Origin of the sequence: Polaribacter sp. PL03, from assembly GCF_033875165.1 — a bacterium.
Classification (GTDB): Bacteria; Bacteroidota; Bacteroidia; order Flavobacteriales; family Flavobacteriaceae; genus Polaribacter.
Window position 1 is genome coordinate 1 of record NZ_JAWZSV010000027.1, and the last position, 1,982, is coordinate 1,982.

Genomic DNA, 1,982 nt, shown 5'->3' on the forward strand with positions numbered 1-1,982 from the left:
AACTAACAATTTAAAAACAAAACTAGTTCAAAATATTTTTTGCCTTCTAAACGACTAAAAAAAAAGTTTGAACGGTATAAATTAACCTAAAAAAAGGTCAACCTATATCAGTATAATACAAATCAACCAACTATGAGATATTTATTAATATTTTTTTTACTTACTATAACTTCAAACTGTTCAAGTTCGAAAGGAAAAGTATTGACACCAAAAAAATACTTAAACGAAGTTTTAGAAATAGTTGAAAAAAACTCAATAAACAAAGATTCAGTTGATTTTAAAATCATAAAAAGTAATGCTCTTTCAAAATTATCGAATGTAAATACAATTGAGGAATGTTATCCAATAGTTAATTCAATTTTAAGAGAATTAGGAGATAATCATAGTTTTTTTATGTCAAAAGAACAAGTGAATAAATGGAAATCAACAAGTAAGGAAACTGATAAAAGTAATTTAATAACTTTTTCGGGAAAATTATTAAAAAAAAATTTTGGATATATTAAAATGAATGGTTTTAGTAGTGGAGATTCTATTTCGATTCAAAAATATGCAGACAGTTTGCAAAAGAAAATAAAATCAATAGATAACAAGAATTTGAAAGGTTGGATTCTCGACTTGAGAGGAAATACAGGTGGAAATTGCTGGCCAATGTTAACTGGAATTGGACCTTTATTAGGAAACGGAATCTGTGGTTATTTTGTTGACAAAAAGGGAAATAAATCATCGTGGTTTTATAAAGATGGAGAATCTGGAATTAACGAATCTACAATTACCAAAGTTAGCAATCAACCATATGAACTTTATGACAACTCTAAACCAATTGCAGTTCTGACTGGTTCTAAAACAGGTAGTTCTGGAGAAGTAGTTGTAACCGCTTTTCACAACAAAAAGAACACTAAAAGTTTTGGAACAAAAACTTATGGAGTATCTACAGGAAATCAAAATTTTGATTTAAGCGATGGCTCAATGGTTTTATTAACTACATCAATTTATGCAGATAGAAAAGGAATTATTTTTGGTGCGGAAATTGAACCTGATGAAATCGTAGAGTTTAAATATAATTCTATTGGAGAGCGAAATGATTTAGTCATTCAAAAGGCAATGGAATGGATTAACGGAAAGAAATAAAAAAACGTTACATAACACCGTATATAATTTATTGCTGGCTTCTCGCCTACTTACGAAAGTCCTCGCGGACTTTCTTGGTCGGTAATTATTTACTAAATTAGTTGCTTGAAACACGCAACAAACCATATACAACAACGTTGGCATTCATTGACAAAATCACTCAAAATTTAAAAAAATGGGAGAAATAGAAAAAAGAAAAAATAAAGAAAAAGTAAAATGGTATAACTATATTTTAGTTCCAGGTGGAATGTTGACTTTATTTTTAATAATCAAATTTATAATTAAAATTTTCAGAGAATCTTTTTAACAAGTTTTCGGAATTGAAGTCCAAATAAAAAACTAAATTAAATGTTGAATTTATAATGTTTCAGAATTGTTAATTAAAACTGAATTTAAAACGTGAAAAAAAACAAATATATGACAAGCCAAAATTCGGAATTATTAATGAAAATTTGAATTAATCGAGTTTACGGAATTGAGAACAATACAAAAAATCAAAGTTGCAAATTTTTTACTCAAAAGTTGAAATTTGAACTTGAGGGAATTCTCAATCAAACTTATAATTTATGAAAATTGGAAAAATAAACAAAACGGAATTATAGCTTGAAAACAAACAACGAAATGCCAACACCGTATAAAAAAAATTGCTAAATTAGTGCTTAATCAAAGGCAGTTGCATTTTTGCCAACTTCTGAATTTCCGTTGGAAATTCCTCGCTGACAAAAACGCAACTTTCATTATACAACAACGTTATATTTCATTGCTCAAAAATCCAAAAATGCGGAATTGAAACTCTGAAAAACAAAAAAACTGAATATTTGTGGAACACTCTCTCGCTCGTTAGATTTTTTAAA

General features: G+C 27.8%; 2 protein-coding genes. Both read left to right on the forward strand.

Annotation, left to right across the window (positions count from 1 at the left end; all coding sequences use genetic code 11):
• Positions 1-201: 201 nt before the first annotated feature.
• Positions 202-1,128 (forward strand): S41 family peptidase, encoded by a 927-nt coding sequence (locus SHK09_RS15345; protein ID WP_319811671.1) that lies wholly within the window; start codon positions 202-204, stop codon positions 1,126-1,128.
• A gap of 175 nt (positions 1,129-1,303) precedes the next feature.
• Entirely contained in the window at positions 1,304-1,435 is a 132-nt protein-coding gene (locus tag SHK09_RS15350) for a hypothetical protein (protein ID WP_319811672.1), read from the forward strand.
• Positions 1,436-1,982: the final 547 nt, after the last annotated feature.